Raw genomic sequence first — 19,392 nt, forward strand, 5'->3', positions numbered from 1 at the left:
ACACGCCGGCATCGCGGCCAGGGCCCTGGGCCTGAGTCTGAGCCCGGCCCTACCGGTCGTGGCCGGCGAACCTGGCGACGGCGTCCGCTGTCACGGGTGTGAAGAAGTTGAGCAGAGTACCGTCGGGGTCGCGCACCAGCAGGGACCGGTTGCCCCAGGGCATGGTTGTTGGCACGGTGACGACATCGGTGAGCCAGGGGAGAGCCTGGCGTATTCGGCGTCGACGTCCGCGACGAGGAACTCGATGATCGCGGTGTGGTTGTCGGCCGGGCGCGCGGCTCCGGGCCCGAAGAGGCCGACGGTCCGCGTGCTGCCGATCGCCAGAGTCCCCGTCGGGGTGCGTATCTCGGCGAAGTCATCGGTCGACCAGCTGGCCGGTGTGCGGAGTGCGCGTTCGTAGAAGGCGACAAGGCGCTTCACGTCGTCGGTGATCAATCGAACGGATACGAGGTTCATCGGTACGGTCCTTGTCTGGCCGGGAGCATCCCGGCAGGAGCCAGTCTCGAGCCCGCGTGCGACAACCCCCTGTCGGTGTTTAACGGCAGAATCCGATCGAATAGGGTCGAGGCATGGAATTCGCCGCAGCGCCCCGACTCTCCGGAACCCGCGTCACCCTCGAGCCACTCGCCCCTGAGCACGCGGCCGAACTCGCCGTCGCCGTGGCGGAGGGCGAGCTGTGGCGTGCCTGGTACACGGCGGTCCCGCGGCCGGAGGCCATGGCCGCGGAGATCGACCGGCGCCTCGCGCTCGCCGCGTCCGGGCAGATGATGCCGTGGGGCATCCGCCTGACCTCGACGGGGGCCATGGTCGGCATGACGACCTTTATGCACCCGAGCCCCGACCAGCAGCGGCTCGAGATCGGCTCGACGTGGCTGGGAAAGAGCGCCCAGGGCACCGGCGCCAACCGGGAGGCGAAGCTGCTGCTGCTCGGGTATGCCTTCGAGGAGCTCGACTGCATCGCGGTCGAGTTCCGCACGCACTGGCACAACCGGCAGTCCCGCGCCGCGATCGCAGCGCTCGGTGCGAAGCAGGACGGCGTGCTCCGCAGCCACTCCGTCGGGCCGGAGGGCGCCGTGCGCGACACCGTGGTGTTCTCGATCATCGCTGCCGAGTGGCCGGCCGTGCGCCTCGGCCTCCGCGAGGGGCTCGCCCGGTATGCAGCGCTCGCCGAAGCCCCGGGCGCGTGAACGCCGACCGAACCGGATGCCGGCGGTCGCGCCGCGTCGTAGGCTGACGCCAATGACATCCACCGTCGCATCTGCAGCAGCCCTGCTCTCCGCCTACGACGACCAGCTCCGCCTGTGGGTGCCCGCTGTGCCGCCAGCTTCCCCCGTCTACGAGCTCGAGGGGCCCGTGCTGCGGGTCGTCGGCCGCACCCGCGGCTTCGTCGAGACGGCGCAGGACGTCGGCGTGCGTGGCGCGGACCTCGACGCCCTGATCCGCCGCCACCGCGACTTCTTCGCGGCCCGCGGCGAGCCCGTCGAATGGAAGACGCGTAGCCACGACCTGCCCGCCGACCTGCCCGAACGGCTCGAGGCCGCGGGCTTTGTGGCCGAGGACCGCGAGACCGTCGTGATCGGGCTGACCGGGCCGCTCGCATCCGCCCCGACAGTGCCGGAGGGGATCACCCTGCGCCGGGTCACGACTCGAGCGGACTTCGAGCGGATCGCCGCGCTGCAGACCGAGGTGTGGGGCGAGGACCATGCCTGGCTCGCCGACGACCTCGAGTCGAGCGTGCGGGAAGCGGGCGATGACGTCGTGATCATCGTCGCCGAGGCGGGGGACCGGCTCGTCTCGTCCGCCCGCCTGGAATTCCAGCCCGGCACCGATTTCGCCGGGCTCTGGGGCGGGTCGACCCTCGCCGAGTGGCGCGGCAGGGGCGTCTACCGGGCCCTCGTCGCCGCCCGTGCGCAGCTCGCCGCCCGCCGCGGCGTGCCCTACCTCCAGGTTGACGCCTCGGACGACAGCCTGCCGATCCTGCTGCGCCTCGGCTTCGAGGCCGTCACGACGACAACGCCATACGTCTGGACCCCGACGCACGACTGAACCCGGTTCCCGGCGATCCAATCCGCACGGCCGCACACTCCGAACATAATCGTGGGCGGAGAGGCTGCGTCTCCGAGTGCATGGCGCGGCGACGACCGTCGGCGGGATGCGTTTATGCTTGCAATCTAGATGAGGGTGGGGCTCGTGAAATCGTTTGCTTGTGGAGATGTGGTGCCGGGCTGCGAGGCCCGTTGGGTGTGCTCGACGGATGACGAAATCCTGTTTCAGGTGTCGGCTCATGCCGCCGCCGTGCACGGATTGAGCGAGGTCTCGCCAGAGCTCGAACAGGCCGTGCTGGCCACCATCGTCCCGGTCGGCTGACGCTCGTGCCGGCCGACCGCGTTCGGGCCGATCGCGCCCCCGGCGACGCAGGCTGGGACTCCATGCTCGCCGCGGCCTGCCGGGGAGAGGGTGTGTCGAGCGTCTACCAGCCGATCGTCGACTCCGCCAGAGGCGTGATCGTCGGGTATGAGGCCCTGACCAGGTTCTCGGGATACTCCGAGCGGAACCCGGAGAGCTGGTTCGCCGCAGCCCGCGCGCACGGCCGGGCGGAAGAACTCGAGGTGCTCGCACTGCGCACGGCGCTCGTGGCGCGCCCGACCCTGCCGCGGAACTGCTTCCTGACCCTCAACGTGTCGCCGGACCTGCTGTCGTGCGAGAGTGTCCGCGAGGTGTGGCGGGACGAGGGTGACCTCGGGGGCCTGATCATCGAGTTGACCGAACAGGCGCCCATCGAGTCCTACCTGTCCCTCGAGCCCTATCTCCACGAGGTGCGTGCGGCGGGCGGTCTGATCGCCGTCGACGACGCCGGATCCGGGTATGCCGGCTTGCGGCATCTGCTTTCGCTCCGCCCCTCGATGATCAAGCTCGACAGGGCCCTGATCCAGGATCTCGATCGTGACGAGGCGAAACTCGCGCTCGTCGAAATGGTCGGAACCTTCGCGGGCCGGGTCGACGCGTGGCTGCTCGGGGAAGGCGTCGAGACCGTCGAGGAACTCGACGCGCTCGTCGCCCTCGGGGTGCCCCTCCTGCAGGGCTACGTGCTCGCGCGGCCGGCTCCGCCGTGGGCCGGGATCGACGTCGACGTGGCGCTCCGCCTCGCCGCGCGACGAGTGTCCAGCGCGGCCGCGGTGATCCGGGACGTACTCGAGGTCGTTCCGACCGTCGAAAGCGTCGCAGCAGCCGCCGCCGCCTTCGGCGCACAACCGAGGCTGCGCTCCGTTGTGCTCATTGATGAGCACCATCGCCCGGTGGCGGCGCTCGGCGGTGGATCCGCCCGGCTCGGGGTCGTGAGCCAGGGCCTCAGGGTGAACCTGGACACGCCCATCACCGAGGCACTCAAGCGCGCGATGACCCGCGACGAGACGAGCAGGTTCGATCCGCTCCTCGCGACCGACAACGCCGGCCGTTTCACGGGCATCGCCCGCCTGGAACGTCTGGTCACCGCGGTGGCCGGTTCCGACCGGTCGTGAGTGCGGTCGACAGCCCCGCTCCTCCGGCGGCAGCCGTGCAGCCGTGCAGCCGGGCCCCCGGGCTACCAGGCTGCGGGCTTGTAGTCCTTGAGGAAGACGCCGTAGAGGTCCTCGCCTGCCTCGCCGCGCACGATCGGGTCGTAGACCCGCGCTGCACCGTCGACGAGGTCGAGCGGGGCATGGAAGCCCTCCTCGGCGAGGCGCAGCTTGGTCGGGTGCGGCCGCTCGTCGGTGATCCAGCCGGTGTCGACGCTCGTCATCAGGATCCCGTCGCCGAGCATCTCCTTCGCGCTCGTGCGGGTGAGCATGTTGAGCGCGGCCTTGGCCATGTTCGTATGCGGGTGGCCCGGCCCCTTGTAACCGCGGCCGAAGACGCCCTCCATCGCCGACACGTTGACGATGTACGTGCGCCGGGCAGTGGATGCCGCGAGCGAGGCCCGCAGACGGCTCACGAGCAGGAACGGCGCCGTCGTGTTGCAGAGCTGCACCTCGAGCATCTCGAGCGGGTCGACGTCCTCGACGTTGGCGGTCCAGCTGTTGGCGGAGTGCAGGTCGGGAACGAGGCCGCCCGCGTCGATCGCGGTACCGGCCGCGTGCCGGGCGAGCGAGGACGAGCCGGGTGCGAGCGCGAGCGCGGTGAGGTCGTCCGCGGTGAGCGCTTCGGTTGCAGACACGGTCGCCGCGGCGAGGATCGGGTGGCTCGTCACCGAGGCGGCGAGGGCGCTCGGGTGGGCGTCGTTGGTGTGGCCGAAGCTGACGATCTCGGGCACGGAATCGGCCGGCAGCGGCGAAGACTCCGCCTCGACGAGCATCGAGTACGAACCGGGGGAGCGGCGCACGGTCTGCGCCGCGTTATTGATCAGGATGTCCAGGGTGCCTGCTGCCGCGACGGAGTCGGCGAGGCCGATCACCTGGGCGGGGTCGCGCAGGTCGATGCCGACGATCCGCAGCCGGTGCAGCCAGTCGCCGGAGTCGGGCATCGCGGTGAAGCGCCTGACCGCGTCCCGGGGGAACCGGGTCGTGATGGTGGTGTGGGCGCCGTCCCGCAGCAGCCGCAGCGCGATGTACATGCCGATCTTGGCCCGGCCGCCGGTGAGGAGTGCGCGCTTGCCGGTCAGGTCGGTGCGGGCGTCGCGCTTCCCGTGGCTCATCGCAGCGCAGGCCGGGCAGAGCTGGTGGTAGAACGCGTCGACGAGGGTGTACTTCTGCTTGCAGATGTAGCACGCCCGCGGAACGAGAAGCTCGCCTGCCGACGCCCGGTCGGTGCCGAGGCGCAGCTGGGCGCCGACGGTCTCGTCGTCGATCCGGGTCGGGGCGCCGGTCGCGGTCGCCGCGATGACCTCACGGTCGGCCTCCGCGATCAGGGCCCGCTTCTCGCCGCGGCGCACCTGCTTGACAGACTTGAACATCTTCGCGGTCGCCTGCCGGACGGTGACGAAGTCCGGGTCTTCCTGGTCGAGTGCGGCGAGGGAGGCGAGCACTCGCAGGGCGGTCTCGAGGTCGCCGGGGTCGATGCTCGGGACGGGCACGGACTCTGCGGAAGGCTCGATGGTCATCCGTCAATAGTACGGGCCGCTCCCGGACGCCGCCCGGGCGGACCGCCTGACGAAGAAGCGGCGTCCGTCCCAGGGGACGGACGCCGCGTGCCCCTGGGGCGGATGCCGGTGGTGCTAGACGCCGACCGGGTGGCGCTCTGGCTCGGTTTCGGGCTCCGGGAGAATGGCGTCGATCGAGCTCGTCGCCGGCTCATAGGTGTGGTCGAACGGCATCTCATTGGTGTCGAGGTTCGGGTTCTCGTCCTGGGTGGCGACGAGTTCCCGTGCCTCGAAGACGGAGTCGACGCTCGGCATCGAGCCGGGCAGGGGGCGCTGGGCGCTCTCCTTGAGGAAGAAGATGCTCACCGCTCCGACAGCCGAGGTGGCCATCAGGTAGTAGGCGGGCATCATGTCGTCGCCCGTTGCCTCGATGAGGGCCGCGATGATGAACGGGGTGGTTCCACCGAAGATGGCGACCGCGAAGTTGTACGCGATGCCCATCGCGCCGTACCGGCTCTCGGTCGGGAACAGCGCGGGCAGGGCCGAGGCGAGGTTCGACACGTAGAACGTCACCGGGAACGCGATCAGGGCAAGACCGAGCAGGGTCGACCAGATCTCGCCGACACCGATCAGCATGAACGCCGGGATCGAGAGCACGACCGTGCTGATCGCACCGACCCAGAGCACCGGTCGGCGGCCGATCTTGTCGGACAGGTGCCCGGTCAGCGGGATGCAGAGCGCCATGATGACGAGCACCGGGATGGTGAGCAGGGTGCCGTGCAGCTCGTCGTACCCGAGCGAACTCGTCAGGTAGGTCGGCATGTACGAGGTGAGCGCATAGCCGACGGTGTTGGCTGCTGCGACGAGGATCATGGCGAGCAGGATGCCCCGCCAGTGCGCCTTGAAGATGGTCAGCGGGCCGTTCGGGGCCGCGTCGGTGCCGTTCGGATCCAGTGACGCTGCTTCCTTGGCGTCGAGGGTGGCCTGGAAGGCGGGGGATTCCTCGATCTTCATCCGGAAGTAGATGGCGATCAGGCCGAGCGGTCCGGCGAGCAGGAACGGCAGGCGCCAGCCCCAGTCCTCCATGGCCGGCTGGCCCAGGGTGACCTGCAGGATCGACACGAGTGCGGCGCCGATCGCGAAGCCGAGGTAGCTGCCCATGTCGAGGAAGCTCGCGAAGAACCCGCGGTGCTTGTCCGGGGCGTGTTCGCTGACGAAGGTGGTGGCACCGGCGTACTCGCCACCGGTGGAGAAGCCCTGGACGAGCTTGGTCAACACCAGGAGAGCGGCGGCCCAGCTGCCGATCATCGCGTAGTTTGGCAGGATGCCGACCACGAACGTCGACGCGGCCATGATCATCAGCGTCATGGCGAGGACCTTCTGGCGGCCGATCTTGTCGCCGAGCCAGCCGAAGAAGACGCCGCCGATGGGGCGGGCGATGAAGGTGGCGGCGAAGGTGCCGAGGAGGAACAGGGTCTGGACCGACTTGTCGGCCTCGGGGAGGAACACCGGTCCCATGGTCGTGATGAGGTAGCCGAACACGCCGACGTCGTACCATTCCATGGTGTTTCCCACGATGGTTCCGCCGAGTGCCTTCTTGAGCATCGGCTGGTCGACGACGTTGACGTGGGAGACCCTCAGGCGACGCTGCAGGAGGGGCTTTTTGGTCTTGATTATGGCGCGCTTGGCACCGGGCATAGAGTCTGACAAACTACGGTCTCTGGGCATTTGAACTTCTCTCGTGGAGATCACTTGCTCGCGACGTGGAGCTGGCCCTTTTCGGGCATAACGAGCAATTTTAGTCCAAAAACGCCGTCAAACCGAATTTTTTGGTGGGATACCGACGCTGGGCAGGGGTTTCTTCACCTTCGCGGAGCGAGCGGATGCGGGTGTGCGTGCACCTAGGCTGGTGCGATGACGGACACCGTGAAGTTCTGGTTCGACCCCTCCTGCCCCTGGGCCTGGATGACCTCCCGCTGGGTGGATGAGGTGGCCTCACAGCGTGACCTCGACGTCACCTGGAAGGTGATGAGCCTCGCGGTGCTCAATGAGGACAACGACGTGAGCGAAGAGTACGCCGCGTTCTTCCCCCGGGCTCTCCGGTACACCCGCCTCGTGCAGGCGGCGCAGGAGCTGCACGGGCAGGCGACCGTGAAGGCCCTCTACGACGCACTCGGCACCCGGATCCACCCCGGCGGCAGCACGAACCCCGACGAGGTCATCCCGGCGGCGCTCGCCGAGGTCGGCCTTCCGGCGGACTTCGCCGCGTGGGCCGACAGCGACCACTACGACCCGGAGATGCGCGCAAGCCACTTCGACGGGATGAACCGGGTCGGCCAGGACGTCGGCACCCCGGTCATCGCGGTGAACGATGTCGCCTTCTTCGGCCCGGTCATCTCGCCGGCGCCCAGGGGCGAAGCCGCGACGAAACTGTGGGACGGCGTCGTGGCCGTGGCCGCGTACCCCGGTTTCTTCGAGATGAAGCGAACCCGCACGGTCGGTCCGATCTTCGACTGAGCGGATGCCGGCGGCGCCGGGAGCAGGACGGCGATCGCACGGGACGGCAAATAGTATGGGGTCATGCGCATTCACCTCGCCACTGACCATGCCGGCCACGATTTCAGCCGTTTCCTCGTCGGTCACCTGACCGAGGCCGGCCACGAGGTCGTCGACCACGGGCCCACGAGCTACGACCCGCTCGACGACTACCCGTCGTTCTGCATCAATGCCGCCCAGGGCGTCGTCGACGACCAGGCCGCGGGCATCGACGCGCTCGGCGTCGTCTTCGGGGGATCGGGCAACGGCGAGCAGATGGCCGCGAACAAGGTCGTCGGGGTCAGGGCCGCGTTGGTCTGGAACCTGGACATCGCCCGGCTCGCGCGTGAGCACAACAACGCGAACGTCATCTCGATCGGCGCCCGCCAGCACACGATCGAGGAGGCGACCTCCTTCATCGACGCGTTCATCGCCGAACCGTTCACGGGCGAGGAACGCCACGCGCGACGGATCCGCCAGCTTTTCGAATACGAGACCACCCGGTCCATCTCCGGCATCAGGGTCGACCCGGCACGCATCGACCCGTCCAGCGTCGACCCGGCCCGCAGCGCGCGCTGACGTGCCAGAGGGTCATTCCGTCCACCGGATCGCCCGGCAGTTCGCGCGCAACTTCGTGGGCCACCGGGTGCAGCTGTCCTCGCCGCAAGGCCGTTTCGTCGAAGGCGCCGCCGTGCTCGACGGGCACGTGATGACCAGGGCGCGCGCCGTCGGCAAGCAGATGTTCCTCGAATTCGACAACGGGCTCTGGCTGCGGGTGCACCTCGGCATGTACGGAGCCTGGGACTTCGCCGGTGAGATCCTGATGGACGCCACGATCGCATCCGCCAACGGCCGGATGGGCCAGACCAACCAGCGCGGCACAGACCTCGACGGGCCGGCGGATGCCGTCCTCGACTCCGCGGGGGAGAACTCGCTCCGGAGCATCGGGGCTCCCCGGCGCACCCGGGTGCGGATGGCCGAGCAGGAGAAGGAGATCGACCAGCGGGGCACCTTCCCGCCCGAACCGGTCGGGCAGGTGCGGGTGCGCCTGCTCACCGACACGGTGTGCGCGGACCTGCGCGGCCCCACCGCCTGCCAGGTGCTCGACGCCGCAGAGGTGCAGGCGGTCATCGACAAGGCCGGCCCAGACCCGCTCCTCGATGACAGCCCAGCAGCGGAGGACCGGTTCACGGCCGTCGTGCGCCGCAAGCCCACCCCGATCGGACTGCTCCTGATGGACCAGTCCGTGGTGAGCGGCATCGGGAACGTCTATCGCGCCGAACTGTTGTTCCGGGCCGGGGTCAACCCGCACGCGCCGGGCAAGAGCCTCACCGAGGACACCGTGCGCGGTCTCTGGCGGGACTGGGCGCACCTGCTCACGATCGGCGTCGAAACCGGCCAGATGATGACCATGGACGACCTCGCCGGGGCCGACTGGGTGCTCGCGATGAAGAATCGCGCGGACCGGCACTGGGTCTACAAGCGCGAGGGCCTGCCCTGCCGGGTCTGCGGCACCCACATCCTGCTCGAGGAGATGGGCGCCCGCAAGCTCTACTGGTGCCCGACCTGCCAGGCCTGAAGATCACCCTCCGCCAGCGAGACAGACAGGACGCAACATGCGCAACACCCCCAGCTTCGTGCTCACCGATCCCGCCGAAATCCGGAGGCTGATCCGGGAGAACCCGTGGGCGACCCTGGTCAGCCACACGAGCACGGGCGATCTCGTCGCCTCGCACTACCCGATGCTTCTCGACGAGTCCGTTTCAGGAACGGATACCGATTCCGGCGAGCTCGTTCTGGTCACCCACGTGGGTCGTCCAGACGAGAAACTGCACGAGCTCGGGCAGCACGAGATGATCGTGATCATCCAGGGCCCGCACGGGTACGTGTCCCCGGGGTGGTACGACGCCAACCCGGCCGTGCCGACCTGGAACTTCATCACCGCGCACCTCTACGGCACGCCGGAGATCCTCAGCGCCGAGGAGAACCTGCTCGTGCTCGACCGGCTCGTCGATCACTTCGAGGAGCGCCTGCCCGAACCGCGCCGCCTGCACGGGACGGCCGCGAACTCGGCGTACGCCGACCGGATCTCGGCCGGTACCGTCGGCTTCCGCCTCCGGGTCACCCGGGTGGTCGCCAAGAGCAAGCTCAGCCAGAACAAGCCTCCCGAGACCGTCGACCGCATCATCTCCGAACTCGAGGGGACCGGTCCGTACGCGAGCGTGAACCTCGCCGCCGAGATGCGGCGCGCGCACGGGCGGCTCTCCCGCGCCGCCCGGGCCGGAGACGGCTCATGAGCCCCGATCCGCTCGTCCTCCGGAACGCCCGACTGCCCGGGAGCGACGAACTCACCGATGTCGAGATCGTCGACGGCACGGTCACGAGGCTCGGCTTCCTCGGTGGCGAGGGCGGCATGGGTGGCGACGGTCCTGCCGTCGAGTCGATCGACCTCGGCGAGCGCTGGCTGATCCCCGGACTGTGGGACAACCACGTGCACTTCACCCAGTGGGCGCAGATCGCCCGCCGACTCGACGTGTCGACAGCAGGCAGCGCCGCGGAGGCCGCCCGGATCGTCGCGGGGCGCATCCCGCTGCTCACGACAGGGGAGACCCTGATCGGCTTCGGCTTCCGCGACGGGCTCTGGCCGGATGCCCCCGGCCGCGCCGTCCTCGACGCCGTCTCAGGAACGGTCCCCGTCGTCCTCGTCAGCGGTGACCTGCACAGCGTCTGGCTCAACTCCGCCGCCCTCGCCGCCCGCGGACTCGGCGACCACCCCACCGGCCTGCTCCGCGAGGAAGATGCCTTCGCGGTGGAACGGGCACTCGACGCCGTCCCGGACGCGATCAGCGACACCTGGGCCGACGAAGCGGCGCGGGTCGCCGCCGCCCGCGGCGTCGTCGGCATCGTCGACCTCGAAATGGTCTGGAACCTCGACGTCTGGCGCCGCCGCATCGCCGCAGGCACCGATTCGCTCCGGGTCGAGTTCGGCATCTACACCGAACACCTCGAGCGCGCCGTCGCAGAGGGCCTCCGCTCCGGTGCCGTCATCGACGGCACCGGAGGTCTGCTCAGCGTCGGCCCGTACAAGGTCATCACGGACGGTTCGCTCAACACCCGCACCGCATACTGCTTCGACGACTACCCGGGGCTCACGGGCGCCGACGCCAACGGCGTGCTGAGCGTGACGCCAGACGACCTGCTCCGCTGGATGCGCCTCGCGAGCGAGTCCGGCATCCACCCCGCCGTTCACGCGATCGGCGACCGGGCCAACCGGATCGCCCTCGACGCCTTCGAGACCCTCGGCTGTGCGGGAAGCATCGAACACGCCCAGCTGCTCAGTCACGCCGATGTCGACCGGTTCGCCGCCCTCGGCGTCGTCGCGAGCGTGCAGCCAGAGCACGCCGTCGACGACCGCGACGTCGCGGACCGCTACTGGGCCGGCCGTACCAACCGCGCCTTCATGCTCGCGAGCCTGCTCCGCGCCGGGGCACGACTCGCGCTCGGCTCCGACGCGCCCGTCGCGCCGCTCGACCCCTGGGTCGGCATCGCCGCCGCGGTCGGGCGCACCAGGGACGGCCGTGAAGCCTGGCACCCCGAGCAAGGCGTGTCCCGCCAGGCCGCGCTCGCCGCATCCGCCCGCGGCAGGCACCGGGTCGCGGTCGGCGACCCGGCCGACCTCGCCGTCTGCGAGACCGACCCGTTCGTCGCGTCCCTCGACGACCTGCGGCGGATGAACGTCGCAGCGACCCTGCTCGGCGGCCGGTTCACCCACCGCGCGCTCTGACCCGATGCGGGCCGCGGGGGTTTTCCCCCGCAGCGATTGGGACGCAGGCCCGATGGGCGCGCCGGGCGTTCACGGCGAGGCTGGAGTCATCCACCAAGGAGGACACCATGACCACGAGGACACCCGCAACCGTCCCGCACTCCGGGGAATCTGGCAGTCTGGAGACCGTGCAGACCCCTCTGAGCGAAAATCCCGGCTATCGAGGCCTCTGGCGGTCGGTACCACGGGAACTCGGCTTCCTCCTGCTCGCCCTTCCCGTCGCGGTCATCGCCCTGAGCGTGCTGAGCACCGTATTCTTCACGGGCGTCGGTATGGTCGCGATCTTCGTGGGGCTGTTCGTGATCGTCGCCGCGCTCTATGCCGCGCGTGGTTTCGGCCTCGTGGAGCTGACCCGCCTGCGCTGGGCCGGCCAACCGGCCATCCGGCCTCCCCGGTGGGAACGTGACGGCCAGCCGGTCACCCCGCTTCGAACCCTGCTGGGCCCGCTTGTCGGCGGCCACTACTGGCTCTACCTCCTGCACGGCATGGTCGTGAACTTCGTGATCTCGCTCGTGAGCTGGACCGTCACCGTCGTCTGGCTCTCGATCGCCCTCGGCGGGGTCACCTTCTGGCTGTGGGGCTGGTCGATCCCGCAGGGCCAGGAGGGGGCAACCGGGCTGTTGGGCCTCGGCGAGCTGATTCTGCCGGGTACCCAGGGCGTCGGCAACCCGTACCTCGTCGAGAGCCTGCTCGAACTAGCGCTCGGCCTCGCGTTCCTCGCCACGCTGCCCTACGTCACCCGGGGCCTCGTGCTCGTGCACCGGTTCATCGGCCAGGGCATGCTCGGGGCCTGGCGCTCCGAGGCGCTCACCCGCGAGGTCGCCGACCTGAGCGCCTCCGCGGCGCGGCCGTCGTCGCAGAGGACCGCGGCCTCCGCCGCCTCGAACGCGATATCCACGACGGACCCCAGCAGCGCCTCGTGCGCCTGCAGATGGACCTCGCGAGCGCCGAACGCAAACTCGACACGGACCCTGCCGCCGCCAGGGCGCTGCTCGCCGAGGCGCGGGAGCAGGCCCACGACACCCTCGAGGAGCTCAGGGCGCTGTCCCGTGGGCTCGTCCCGCCGATCCTGCAGGACCGCGGCCTCACCGTCGCGCTCGAGTCCCTCGCAGCCAGGAGCACCATTCCCGTCGCTCTCGAATTCCAGCTCGAGCCGGGGCTGCGGCTGCCCTCCGAGATCGAACGGAGCGTATATTTCATCGCGGCCGAGCTCCTCACGAACGCCGCCAAGCACTCCCGCGCGAGCGGCATCCGCCTGCACCTCGCCCTGCGCCGGGTGCCGGACGACGACTCAACCTGGCTCGACCTCTGGGTGATCGACAACGGCATCGGTGGGGCCGTCCTCACCGAATCGCACGGGTTGTGCGGCCTCGACGAGCGCCTGCGGGGGCTGCGCGGCCTGCTGTCGATCGACAGTCCGGCCGGAGGTCCCACGAATGTCGGTGCGCACATCCCGCTGGCCGAAACCCTGCCAGGTTCGATCGTCGTATCCTGAACGGGTGACCTCGCCAGAGCAGACCAGCGCAGCATCCGCGGCTCCGCTCCGGCTCGTTCTCGCCGAGGACTCGCTCCTGCTTCGTGAGGGGCTCGTGCGGCTCTTCGACGAGGCCGGGTTCGACTGCGTGGCCGCCTATGGCGACGCGGACGCACTGCTCGCCGACGTCGATCGCCTCCGGCCGGACATCGCCGTGCTGGACGTGCGAATGCCGCCGACGTTCCGGGACGAAGGGGTGCGTGCCGCCCTCGAGCTGCGGCGCCGGCTCCCCGGAGTCGGGATCCTGCTCCTCAGCCAGTACGTCGAGGCCACCTACGCGCACGAACTCCTCTCGGCCGGCGACGGAGGACTCGGCTACCTGCTCAAGGACCGGGTCGCCTCCCTCGACGAACTGCAGGATGCCGTCCTGCGGATCCACGCCGGTGGAACGGTGCTCGACCCGCAGGTGGTCCGTGAGCTCCTGGGCCGCCGCACCGACCCGCTCGAGAGACTCACTCCCCGGGAGCGGGACGTGCTCGGGCTGATGGCCGAGGGGCGCACCAACGTCAGTATCGCCTCCCGGCTCGTGATCGGGGTCGGCGCCGTCGAGAAGAACGTCACCGCCATCTTCCAGAAGCTCGGCCTCGACGATTCGGGAACGGACCACCGCAGGGTGCTCGCCGTCCTCGCCTTCCTCCGCCACTGAGTATTCTGCTGGCACTGAGTATTCCGCCGGCGCTGAGTATTCCGCTGCCAAGAGGCGAATTGAACGTAGATAATTCGGTTTAATCTGATGAAACAGGTGCGAACGCGTCCTGGTGCGGGCAGACTGGAACCATGAGCGCAATCGAGAATTCCAAGCTGGCCATCATCGGAGCGGGCGCCGTCGGCACCTCCCTCGCGTATGCCTCCCTGATCCGGCAGTCGGCCCGCGAGGTGGTGCTCTACGACATCAACGAGCCCAAGGTCGAGGCCGAGGTGCTCGACCTCGCGCACGGCACCCAGTTCACCGGCGCGTCCTGCGTGTCCGGCGGTGCCGACCTCGACATGATCTCGGACGCCAACATGGTCGTGATCACCGCGGGTGCCCGGCAGCACCCCGGCCAGTCCCGCCTCGAAATGTCCGGCGTCAACGTCGGAATCCTCCGCGAACTGATGCCCAAGCTGATCAAGCGCGCCCCCGACGCGGTCTACATGATCGTGACCAACCCCTGCGACATCCTCACCTACGCCGCGCTGCACTTCAGCGGACTTCCCTCCAGCCGGGTGTTCGGCTCCGGCACCGTTCTCGACTCCTCCCGCCTGCGCTGGTTGCTCGCGCACCGGGTCGGCGTTGCGATCGCCAACGTGCACGCCACGATCGTCGGCGAGCACGGCGACTCCGAGTTCCCGCTCTGGTCCCAGGCCAGGGTCGGTCCGATCTCGCTCGACCAATGGGTCGCCGATGACATCTCCCCGGTGACCAACGGACGCGAGAAGTTCTCCGAGGCCGAGTTCGCGGCCATCACCGAGGACGTCAAGACCGCCGCGTACCGGGTGATCGCGGGCAAGGGTGCCACGAACTACGCGATCGGGCTCTCCGGTGCCCGGATCGTCGAGGCCGTGCTGCGCGACGAGGGCGCCGTGCTCCCGATCAGTTCTGTGCTGACCGACTACCGCGGCGTGAGCAACGTCGCCCTGTCCGTCCCGACGGTCGTCAACGCCGAGGGGGTGTCCCGGGTGATCGAGGTGCCCTTCTCCGAGTCGGAACAGGCCCTGTTCCAGCACTCTGCCGACACCCTGCGGGCGACGCTCGACACCCTCGGCCTGAAGTAGGGCGCGGCCCCCACTACGGTGGGAGGCATGTGGCCAGAGGCATTTGCAATCGCCGCGGCCGGTTTCGCCGCGGGCATGATCAACGTCGTCGTCGGTTCGGGGACCCTCATCACCTTTCCGATCCTCGTGCTTCTGGGATACCCGCCGCTCGTCGCCAACGTCTCCAACAACCTCGGACTCGTGGCCGGCGGCGTCGCGGGGACGATCGGCTACCGGCGCGAGATCGCCGCTCATCGCGGTTTCGCCTTCGCCCTTCTCCCTGTCGCCCTGGCCGGCGGCCTCGCCGGTGCCACCCTGCTGCTCGTGCTCCCCAGCAGCGCCTTCAAGGCCATCGTTCCTGTCCTCATCCTCGTCGGGATCCTCCTCGTCGCCGTCGGGCCGTGGATTCAGCGCCGGATCGCCGCACGAACCGCGCCGGCCAGCGAAGCGGATGCGGTGGCGGCGCCGACTGCCGAGGCGGCCGGCATCCCCGGCGGTCGTGGCCGGCGCGTCGGCATCATGGTGAGCATCTTCATCCTCGGCGTCTACGGCGGTTATTTCGGCGCGGCCCAGGGGATCCTGGTGGTGGGCGCCCTCGGCATCCTCACCACGGTCTCGCTCGGGTCACTCAACGCCGTGAAGAATCTCCTCGTCACCGGCGTGAACCTGATGGCCTCGATCATCTTCATCCTGTTCGCGCGCGACTCCATCGACTGGGCCGTGGTCGGTCTCATCACCGTCGGCGCGGGCCTCGGCGGCCTCCTCGGCGCGCGGGTCGGGCGGCGCCTGCCGCCCACTCTCCTGCGCGTGATCATCGTGACCGTCGGCGTCGTCGCGCTCGTCAACCTGATGCTCCACTCCTGACAGTTCTGTCCTCGGGGGAGCAGTCCGGAGTAGGTTGATCGCGGGGGAATTCACATGACGCTCGCAGCTTCAGCACTGGTCCGCTCCGTAACTTTGATCTGCGCCCTGACCGCGGTAGTGACGCTCGCCGGGTGCACGCAGGGTTCCGGCGGTTCCTCTCCGGGTGCCTCGCCAGAACCCACGGCATCCGCGACGACGACGTCCCTGCCCGTCGCGCTCGACTGTGGCCTGGTCCTGCCGGTCGACCGGGCCGCAGCCGCGCTCGGACTCCCGACGAACAGCCTCTTCGATCAGGCCACCCGGGCCACCGCCGAGCAGCAGCCGAGCAGCGGCGCCACCCAGATCATCGTGCAGGACGCGGCCGATGCCCTCGGCGGCCTGGTCGACTGCAGCTGGTCAGCCCCGGACAACGGCACCGGAGCGCTGACGGACGACGGCAGCCGGATGATCCCGCGCGTGAGCGTCCGGGTCCTGCCGCACTCGGCCGCCGAGTTCACAGCGAGTGAACCCGATTCCGACGACGGCCTGCGGGGCCTGCACCCCGTCGACCTTGGCGACACTGCTTACGTGGCCTGCCACCCGCCGGAGCACGATTCCTGCCGGGCCGAGATCCTGGTGGGAACCACCTGGGTGAACGCGACGGTCAGTCCGCAACCCACCGAGGAGAGCTTCGTGACCTTCGCTCGCACCGTTGTGGAGGCCGTCCAGACGGCGGACGCGGTGCCGGCGACGACGCCCCCACCGCGCGTCGGCTGTGACGCTCTGCTCGCCGCGGCCGACCTCGCGGATGCCGTGGGCATGGCGGACTCCCGGTCGACCGATTATGGAGTGCCCGGACCGTACACATCGGGCGTTCAGCCGATCGCAGAAAGCCGGGCAGGCCTTCTCCACTGCGGCTGGTTGAGCGGGGACGCCGGTGCACTCTCCGGCGGCGTGTCCGTGACCGTGCTGCCGGGCGCTGCATCGGTGTGGCACGCGTCACCGCCGAACCAGGCCAATTCCAGCATCCGGTTCGAAGCGGTGACCGGGCTCGGGGACGAGGCATTCGCCGGCTGCGGAGGGGACACCTGCGAGGTCGACGTGCTCTCCGGCGGTGTCTGGGTACTCGTGCAGCACTACGCGCAGCCGACCGGCAACCTGGACGGCGCGAAGACGCTTGCGGCCGCCGTCCTGGCCAACTACCTCGCCAACCGATAGGGCGCCGGGGCAACTGCCGGATTCGGAAAGGGAATGACCGGATATGGAGGGGATGACGGGAATCGAACCCGCGCCATCAGTTTGGAAAACTGAGGCTCTACCATTGAGCTACATCCCCAAGAGTGCCGAACTGCGCACTCAAATACCTTAGTACAGCAACGGCGACCTCGCGTACGCGAACCGGCCATGGGCATCCGGTCGGTGCAGTAGACTTACCGAGGTCAATCCGCTGTCGCGTGCACCTGCGTGGCGTCAGGCTGACTCCAACGGGTTGAGACAATATCCGGGGCGTAGCTCAGCTTGGTAGAGCGCTCGGTTTGGGGCCGAGAGGTCGCAGGTTCGAATCCTGTCGCCCCGACCATCACCCCCTCTGAACCAGATCGAACACAGGAGATAACCCACGTGAAGTCCACGGTCGAAAAGCTGAGCCCCACGCGCGCCAAGGTCACCATTTCGGTGACCCCGGAGGAGCTGAAGCCCAGCATCACCCACGCATATGGTCACATTGCCGAAGACATCAACATCCCCGGCTTCCGCAAGGGCAAGGTTCCGCCGCCCATCATCGACCAGCGCGTCGGTAAGTCGGCCGTCCTCGAGCACGCCGTCAACGAAGGCCTCGACGGTTTCTACCGTGCCGCCGTCGACGAGCACAAGCTCCGCCCGCTCGGCCGCCCCGAGGCCGACATCGTCGAGTGGCCGTCCGACAAGGACTTCTCCGGCGACCTCAAGCTCTCCATCGAGGTTGACGTCCGCCCCGAGATCGACCTTCCCGCATACTCCGGCCTCAAGCTCGTCGTCGACACGGCCGAGGTCACCGATGAGGACGTCACCGAGGAGCTCGACAAGCTGCGCAGCCGCTTCGGCACGCTCATCACGGTCGACCGCCCCGCTAAGACCGGCGACTTCGTGCAGATCGACCTCGTCGCCTCCATCGGCGACGTCGAGGTCGACAACGCGACCGGCATCTCCTACGAGGTCGGCACCGGCGACTTGATCGACGGCATCGACGAGGCACTCGACTCGCTCAGCGCGACCGAGACCACGACCTTCAACTCCACCCTCATGGGCGGCGACCACGAAGGCGAAACCGCGGAGATCACCGTGACGGTCCTCGCCGTCAAGGAGCGCGAGCTTCCCCCGTCGACGACGACTTCGCGCAGATCGCCAGCGAATTCGACACCGTCGCAGAGCTCACCGAAGACCTCAAGGCGCAGGCGCTGCGCTCCAAGATCTTCGGCCAGGGCACCCAGGCTCGCGAACTGCTCATCGAGCAGCTCCTCGCCTCCGTCGAGGTCCCGATCCCGACCGCGATCATCGAGGACGAGGTGCGCCGTCACCTCGAGGGCGAGAACCGCCTCGAAGACGACGTGCACCGCGCCGAGGTCACCGAGTCGAGCGAGAAACCTTCCGCCAGCAGATCCTGCTCGACACGATCGCCGAGGCCGAGAAGGTCCAGGTCAGCCAGGACGAGCTCACCCAGTACCTGATCCAGGGTGCAGCCCAGTACGGCATGGACCCGAGCGAGTTCGTCCAGGCGCTCAGCGGCAACGGCCAGATCCCGTCGATGGTCGCAGAGGTCGCCCGCAACAAGGCCCTCGCGATCGCCCTCGGCAAGGCGGAGGTCGTTGATGGCAACGGCGCCGTCGTCGATCTCGCCGAGTTCACCGCGATCGCGGGCGACGAGCCCGAGGCCGCCGCAGACGGGACCACCTCCGTCGACGTCGACATCGACGCCGTCACGGTCGACCCCGCCGCGGACGCCGCAGCAGCCGCCGCGTCGGAAGACGCTGACGACGAGGCCGCCGAGGCCCCCGCGAAGCCGAAGAAGAAGGCCGCAGCCAAGAAGTAACACCCGTGGGCAGCATCCGCTGCCAGCACCCGCTGTAGTCCAGCGAACGAGGGCCGGGCGTCTCAGGACGTCCGGCCCTTCCGTGTTCCCGGGCGCGGGGAGCCGCGCAATCTGCCGAGGGCGAACACGGCCGTTCTGGCTCTCAGGCTCCTATAGATTCAATCTCAAGCGACAAGTGAAACGGAGCGCGACATGGCCGATATGACCCCAACACCCGGCGTTTTTGACCGACTGCTGAAAGACCGCATCATCTGGCTCGGTTCGGAGGTCCGGGACGAGAACGCCAACGAGATCTGTGCCAAGATCCTGCTGCTCGCCGCGGAGGATTCTGAGCGGGACATCTTCCTGTACATCAACTCGCCCGGCGGCTCGATCACGGCCGGCATGGCCATCTACGACACGATGAAGTTCGTACCGAACGACATCGTCACCGTCGGCATCGGGCTGGCGGCCTCCATGGGCCAGTTCCTGCTGTCCTCCGGCACCAAGGGCAAGCGGTACATCACGCCGAACGCCCGGGTCCTGCTGCACCAGCCGTCCGGCGGCTTCGGCGGCACGGCGGCAGACATCCAGACGCAGGCGAAGGTCATCCTCGACATGAAGAAGCGGATGGCGGAACTCACGGCGGAGCAGACCGGCAAGTCGGTCGAGCAGATCCTGATCGACAACGACCGCGACAACTGGTTCACCGCCCAGGAAGCAGTGACCTACGGCTTCGTCGACCACCTGCGCGGCTCCGCGTCGGAAGTAATCGGCGGCGGCGGCACCGACGACTCAGTGAACAAGATCTAGGACGGGCGTAC

18 protein-coding genes, 2 tRNA genes and 3 pseudogenes are annotated in these 19,392 nt (G+C 68.9%); 19 read left to right on the top strand and 4 right to left on the bottom strand.

The features are described from left to right. Nucleotides 1-90 precede the first annotated feature (90 nt). A complete protein-coding gene (locus tag RGU41_RS05180) occupies nucleotides 91-456 on the bottom strand; it encodes a VOC family protein (protein WP_322135725.1) in 366 nt (121 codons plus the stop codon). A 113-nt stretch (nucleotides 457-569) separates the two neighbouring features. On the opposite strand from RGU41_RS05180, the gene RGU41_RS05185 reads away from it, so the two are divergent. The 4 genes from RGU41_RS05185 (at nucleotide 570) to RGU41_RS05200 (ending at nucleotide 3,518) form a co-directional block, all read left to right on the top strand. Further along, nucleotides 570-1,187, top strand: a complete 618-nt coding sequence (locus RGU41_RS05185; protein ID WP_322135726.1) for a GNAT family protein — start codon at nucleotides 570-572, stop codon at nucleotides 1,185-1,187. A 52-nt stretch (nucleotides 1,188-1,239) separates the two neighbouring features. Beyond that, on the top strand, nucleotides 1,240-2,046 hold the full coding sequence (locus RGU41_RS05190) for a GNAT family N-acetyltransferase (protein ID WP_134561202.1): 807 nt from the start codon (nucleotides 1,240-1,242) through the stop codon (nucleotides 2,044-2,046). 129 nt (nucleotides 2,047-2,175) lie between these two features. After that, complete coding sequence (locus RGU41_RS05195; protein ID WP_241975418.1) at nucleotides 2,176-2,367, top strand: DUF1059 domain-containing protein; 192 nt, start codon at nucleotides 2,176-2,178, stop codon at nucleotides 2,365-2,367. A 5-nt stretch (nucleotides 2,368-2,372) separates the two neighbouring features. Next, complete coding sequence (locus RGU41_RS05200) at nucleotides 2,373-3,518, top strand: EAL domain-containing protein (protein WP_241975419.1); 1,146 nt, start codon at nucleotides 2,373-2,375, stop codon at nucleotides 3,516-3,518. A gap of 62 nt (nucleotides 3,519-3,580) precedes the next feature. Here the strand turns inward: RGU41_RS05200 and RGU41_RS05205 are convergent, their stop codons facing one another. Together RGU41_RS05205 and RGU41_RS05210 are read right to left on the bottom strand one after the other, a co-directional pair. After that, nucleotides 3,581-5,074, bottom strand: coding sequence for an SDR family NAD(P)-dependent oxidoreductase (locus tag RGU41_RS05205; protein ID WP_134561201.1), 1,494 nt, complete (start codon nucleotides 5,072-5,074; stop codon nucleotides 3,581-3,583). Between the two features lie 114 nt (nucleotides 5,075-5,188). After that, nucleotides 5,189-6,781 carry an MFS transporter gene (locus RGU41_RS05210; protein WP_134561200.1) on the bottom strand — a complete coding sequence of 531 codons (1,593 nt, stop codon included), beginning with the start codon at nucleotides 6,779-6,781 and terminating at the stop codon, nucleotides 5,189-5,191. Nucleotides 6,782-6,967: 186 nt separating this feature from the next. Between RGU41_RS05210 and RGU41_RS05215 the strand changes: the two genes are divergently transcribed. The 12 genes and pseudogenes from RGU41_RS05215 (at nucleotide 6,968) to RGU41_RS05270 (ending at nucleotide 16,740) form a co-directional block, all read left to right on the top strand. After that, a complete protein-coding gene (locus tag RGU41_RS05215) occupies nucleotides 6,968-7,570 on the top strand; it encodes a DsbA family protein (RefSeq protein WP_134447866.1) in 603 nt (200 codons plus the stop codon). A 63-nt stretch (nucleotides 7,571-7,633) separates the two neighbouring features. Beyond that, entirely contained in the window at nucleotides 7,634-8,167 is a 534-nt protein-coding gene (locus tag RGU41_RS05220; protein WP_134447868.1) for a ribose-5-phosphate isomerase, read from the top strand. Nucleotide 8,168: 1 nt separating this feature from the next. Continuing rightward, a complete protein-coding gene (locus tag RGU41_RS05225; RefSeq protein WP_322135727.1) occupies nucleotides 8,169-9,167 on the top strand; it encodes an Fpg/Nei family DNA glycosylase in 999 nt (332 codons plus the stop codon). A 37-nt stretch (nucleotides 9,168-9,204) separates the two neighbouring features. After that, nucleotides 9,205-9,885, top strand: coding sequence for an FMN-binding negative transcriptional regulator (locus RGU41_RS05230; RefSeq protein ID WP_322135728.1), 681 nt, complete (start codon nucleotides 9,205-9,207; stop codon nucleotides 9,883-9,885). Then, on the top strand, nucleotides 9,882-11,372 hold the full coding sequence (locus RGU41_RS05235) for an amidohydrolase (RefSeq protein WP_322135729.1): 1,491 nt from the start codon (nucleotides 9,882-9,884) through the stop codon (nucleotides 11,370-11,372). Before RGU41_RS05230 ends, RGU41_RS05235 begins: the two co-directional genes overlap by 4 nt. Before the next feature lie 107 nt (nucleotides 11,373-11,479). After that, nucleotides 11,480-12,136 (top strand): annotated as a pseudogene (locus tag RGU41_RS05240) (sensor domain-containing protein); the annotation flags it as partial. Nucleotides 12,137-12,342: 206 nt separating this feature from the next. Next, a pseudogene (locus tag RGU41_RS05245) lies at nucleotides 12,343-12,417 on the top strand (hypothetical protein); the annotation flags it as partial. Nucleotides 12,418-12,723: 306 nt separating this feature from the next. Beyond that, nucleotides 12,724-12,906, top strand: a complete 183-nt coding sequence (locus RGU41_RS05250; RefSeq protein ID WP_322137413.1) for a hypothetical protein — start codon at nucleotides 12,724-12,726, stop codon at nucleotides 12,904-12,906. 4 nt (nucleotides 12,907-12,910) lie between these two features. Beyond that, nucleotides 12,911-13,591 carry a response regulator transcription factor gene (locus RGU41_RS05255; protein WP_322135730.1) on the top strand — a complete coding sequence of 227 codons (681 nt, stop codon included), beginning with the start codon at nucleotides 12,911-12,913 and terminating at the stop codon, nucleotides 13,589-13,591. A 131-nt stretch (nucleotides 13,592-13,722) separates the two neighbouring features. Beyond that, the gene (locus RGU41_RS05260; protein ID WP_134447880.1) at nucleotides 13,723-14,700 is read left to right on the top strand and encodes an L-lactate dehydrogenase; all 978 of its coding nucleotides are present in this window, start codon (nucleotides 13,723-13,725) and stop codon (nucleotides 14,698-14,700) included. Nucleotides 14,701-14,727: 27 nt separating this feature from the next. Beyond that, entirely contained in the window at nucleotides 14,728-15,543 is an 816-nt protein-coding gene (locus RGU41_RS05265) for a sulfite exporter TauE/SafE family protein (RefSeq protein ID WP_134447882.1), read from the top strand. 54 nt (nucleotides 15,544-15,597) lie between these two features. Continuing rightward, on the top strand, nucleotides 15,598-16,740 hold the full coding sequence (locus tag RGU41_RS05270; protein ID WP_322135731.1) for a hypothetical protein: 1,143 nt from the start codon (nucleotides 15,598-15,600) through the stop codon (nucleotides 16,738-16,740). 44 nt (nucleotides 16,741-16,784) lie between these two features. Here RGU41_RS05270 and RGU41_RS05275 read toward each other — a convergent pair. Then, a tRNA-Gly gene (locus tag RGU41_RS05275) sits at nucleotides 16,785-16,858 on the bottom strand. 166 nt (nucleotides 16,859-17,024) lie between these two features. Here RGU41_RS05275 and RGU41_RS05280 point away from each other — a divergent pair. From RGU41_RS05280 to RGU41_RS05290, 3 genes and pseudogenes are all read left to right on the top strand, one after another. Continuing rightward, nucleotides 17,025-17,101 (top strand) — tRNA-Pro (locus RGU41_RS05280). 41 nt (nucleotides 17,102-17,142) lie between these two features. Further along, nucleotides 17,143-18,589: pseudogene (gene tig, locus RGU41_RS05285) on the top strand (trigger factor). A 192-nt stretch (nucleotides 18,590-18,781) separates the two neighbouring features. Further along, nucleotides 18,782-19,381: an ATP-dependent Clp protease proteolytic subunit gene (locus tag RGU41_RS05290; protein ID WP_134447888.1), complete on the top strand. Its 600-nt coding sequence runs from the start codon at nucleotides 18,782-18,784 to the stop codon at nucleotides 19,379-19,381. Nucleotides 19,382-19,392: the final 11 nt, after the last annotated feature.

Source organism: Cryobacterium sp. 10C3, from assembly GCF_034314285.1.
Lineage (GTDB): Bacteria > Actinomycetota > Actinomycetes > Actinomycetales > Microbacteriaceae > Cryobacterium > Cryobacterium glucosi.

Excerpts from the sequence above, each read along its gene's own strand:
- RGU41_RS05180 (WP_322135725.1), bottom strand. The coding sequence starts at position 456 with ATGAACCTCGTATCCGTTCGATTGATCACCGACGACGTGAAGCGCCTT.
- RGU41_RS05185 (WP_322135726.1), top strand. The coding sequence starts at position 570 with ATGGAATTCGCCGCAGCGCCCCGACTCTCCGGAACCCGCGTCACCCTC.
- RGU41_RS05190 (WP_134561202.1), top strand. The coding sequence starts at position 1,240 with ATGACATCCACCGTCGCATCTGCAGCAGCCCTGCTCTCCGCCTACGAC.
- RGU41_RS05195 (WP_241975418.1), top strand. The coding sequence starts at position 2,176 with ATGAGGGTGGGGCTCGTGAAATCGTTTGCTTGTGGAGATGTGGTGCCG.
- RGU41_RS05205 (WP_134561201.1), bottom strand. The coding sequence starts at position 5,074 with ATGACCATCGAGCCTTCCGCAGAGTCCGTGCCCGTCCCGAGCATCGAC.
- RGU41_RS05210 (WP_134561200.1), bottom strand. The coding sequence starts at position 6,781 with ATGCCCAGAGACCGTAGTTTGTCAGACTCTATGCCCGGTGCCAAGCGC.
- RGU41_RS05215 (WP_134447866.1), top strand. The coding sequence starts at position 6,968 with ATGACGGACACCGTGAAGTTCTGGTTCGACCCCTCCTGCCCCTGGGCC.
- RGU41_RS05220 (WP_134447868.1), top strand. The coding sequence starts at position 7,634 with ATGCGCATTCACCTCGCCACTGACCATGCCGGCCACGATTTCAGCCGT.
- RGU41_RS05230 (WP_322135728.1), top strand. The coding sequence starts at position 9,205 with ATGCGCAACACCCCCAGCTTCGTGCTCACCGATCCCGCCGAAATCCGG.
- RGU41_RS05235 (WP_322135729.1), top strand. The coding sequence starts at position 9,882 with ATGAGCCCCGATCCGCTCGTCCTCCGGAACGCCCGACTGCCCGGGAGC.
- RGU41_RS05260 (WP_134447880.1), top strand. The coding sequence starts at position 13,723 with ATGAGCGCAATCGAGAATTCCAAGCTGGCCATCATCGGAGCGGGCGCC.
- RGU41_RS05265 (WP_134447882.1), top strand. The coding sequence starts at position 14,728 with ATGTGGCCAGAGGCATTTGCAATCGCCGCGGCCGGTTTCGCCGCGGGC.
- RGU41_RS05270 (WP_322135731.1), top strand. The coding sequence starts at position 15,598 with ATGACGCTCGCAGCTTCAGCACTGGTCCGCTCCGTAACTTTGATCTGC.
- RGU41_RS05290 (WP_134447888.1), top strand. The coding sequence starts at position 18,782 with ATGGCCGATATGACCCCAACACCCGGCGTTTTTGACCGACTGCTGAAA.